This window comes from Actinomadura sp. 7K534, from assembly GCF_004348575.1.
Lineage (GTDB): Bacteria > Actinomycetota > Actinomycetes > Streptosporangiales > Streptosporangiaceae > Spirillospora > Spirillospora livida.
In genome coordinates this window covers 1-2,172 of sequence record NZ_SMKB01000441.1, presented here as the reverse complement: position 1 = coordinate 2,172, position 2,172 = coordinate 1, and the positions used below count along the sequence as shown (strand labels likewise).

Here is a 2,172-nt window from a genome sequence, read left to right as displayed (position 1 = left end):
CTCTGGGGCTGGGGAGTTCCTATGGAGGCTTTGTCCGGGGGATGGAGGGAGTGTCCTCATGTGGACAATTCGCCTCGTGTGTCCCAAAATCCGCGCACGTCGCTCAGGCGCTCAGCTCTTCCTGGGAGAGCCGGTCGAAGAGCTTGGCGGTCAGCGGGTCGTGCCGGCCCGCGGCGTGGAAGACGACCACCAGGTGGTCGACGAGCAGCGACTCCAGGTCCGCGCGCGGCACGTCGCGGTTCTCGAGCCAGTCCAGGCCGGCGGTCTCCACGGCCGCCATCCAGGAGCGCAGCGTGATGCGCAGGACGGGCGGCGGCGTCTCGACCTCCAGCGAATGCAGGATCCGGTCCAGCAGGAGCTGCCTGATGCCGTCGACGATCTCGCCGACCTCGCCCGACCGGTCGGCCGGGCCGCCGCGCAGCAGCGCGGTGTAACCGGCCGCGTGGCTCTCCACGAAGTCGAAGTAGCGCCGGAGCGAGATCCGCAGCCGGTCCAGCGGTTTGCCCTCCGTGGGCGGTTCCAGCAGGACCGACAGCTGCTTGGCCGCGCTGCCGAGCGCCGCGAGGTACAGCTCGTACTTGCCGCCGAAGTAGTGGTAGACCAGCGCGCGCGAGGCGCCCGCCGCAGCCGCCACGTCGTCGATCGAGATGTCCTCGGGCGAGCGCGTGCTGAACAGCTGCAGCGCCGCCGCGATCAGTTCGTCCCGCCGTTCGTCCACGCTGAGCCTGCGACGGCCCCGTCCGCCGCTCGGCCGGCCGCGCGCCTTGCCGCCGGTCACCGCACGATCTCCCACGTGGGCAGCGTATCCGAGGCCGGGACGGCACAGGCCACAGCGGCGGCACCGACCGGACATTTCACCGGGTCGTGATCAAGTACGAACCGCTGTGATCCGGAACACCACAGGCCCGAACCACCATTGTCGGATGCCCGTTACTCGCTGTTGCGGCGGGTTGAGCCGCGAGCGCGGCATCATGGCATCTCCTCCCGAGCGGAGGCCGGCGCGCCGACCCCCGTGGCGCGCCGCCGCGGCAGGTCCTGCAGGTCCCCCTGGACGGAGTGCCATGTCAGCTGAGCAAGCGAATCCCCCGCACGACAGGCAAGGAGAAGGCGCGGTCCCCCTGCCGCGCAAGGAACCGTCTCCCGCCGCCCGCGACGAGGGGAGGCCGGTCCCCGCGCCGAAACCGACGATCCGCAACGTCGCCGAGCGCGCCGGCGTCTCCAAGTCGCTCGTCTCCCTGGTGATGCGGGGGTCACCGCACGTGAGCGAACGCCGCAGGCAGGCCGTGCTGCAGGCCGCCCGCGAACTCGGCTACCGGCCGAACGCCGTGGCCAGGAGCCTGGTCGAGGGGCGCACCAGGCTGATCGGCGCCATCGTCGCCGACCTGCACAACCCCTTCTTCGCCGAGTTCCTCGACGGCCTGCAGGAGAGCCTGCACGGCGCCGGCCTGCGGATGCTCGTCGGCAGCGGCCGCTGGGACCCGATGTTCGAGGCGGAGGCCGTCGAGGCGTTCCTGGAGATGCGGGTGGACGGGCTTGTGCTGCTCAGCGTCGTCCCCGACTCGCTGAAAGAAGCCGCCGCCAGTGTCCCGGTCGTGGTCGTCGGGGAGCGCGACGTCGTCGGCGTCGACATCGTCGTGGACGACGACGAGCTCGGCGCCAGCCTCGCCGTCGACCACCTGGTCGACCTGGGCCACCGGCGGATCGCGCACATCGAGGGGGCCCGCTCCACGACCGCGCGCTACCGCCGCGCCGGCTACGAGCGGGCGATGCGCCGCCACGGGCTGGGCCGGGAGGTCCTCGTCGAGCCCGGCGACTTCACCGAGGACGGCGGGTACCGCGCCGCCCTCGCGCTGCTGCGCCGCGATCCCCGGCCCACCGCGATCTTCGCGCCGAACGACCTCGTCGCGACCGGCGCGCTGTCGGCGGCCGACGAACTCGGGCTGCGGATCCCGGAGGACCTGTCGATCGTCGGCTACGACAACACTCACCTGGCCGCCATCCGGCACATCTCGCTGACCAGCGTCGACCAGCCGCGCCGGGACATGGGACGGGTGGCCGCCGAGCTGCTGACCGCCCGCATCGGGGACCCGTCCCGCGCGGCGCGGCAGAACCTGGTCGTCCCGCACCTGGTGGTCCGCTCCACGACGGGACCCGCCCCCGCCGCCTGACCCC

2 protein-coding genes are annotated in these 2,172 nt (G+C 72.4%); one reads left to right on the top strand and one right to left on the bottom strand.

The window, feature by feature from the left end; all coding sequences use genetic code 11:
• Window positions 1-103: 103 nt before the first annotated feature.
• Window positions 104-793 carry a TetR/AcrR family transcriptional regulator gene (locus E1266_RS36910; RefSeq protein WP_229808677.1) on the bottom strand — a complete coding sequence of 230 codons (690 nt, stop codon included), beginning with the start codon at window positions 791-793 and terminating at the stop codon, window positions 104-106.
• Between the two features lie 268 nt (window positions 794-1,061).
• On the opposite strand from E1266_RS36910, the gene E1266_RS36905 reads away from it, so the two are divergent.
• Window positions 1,062-2,168 carry a LacI family DNA-binding transcriptional regulator gene (locus E1266_RS36905; protein WP_243719353.1) on the top strand — a complete coding sequence of 369 codons (1,107 nt, stop codon included), beginning with the start codon at window positions 1,062-1,064 and terminating at the stop codon, window positions 2,166-2,168.
• Window positions 2,169-2,172: the final 4 nt, after the last annotated feature.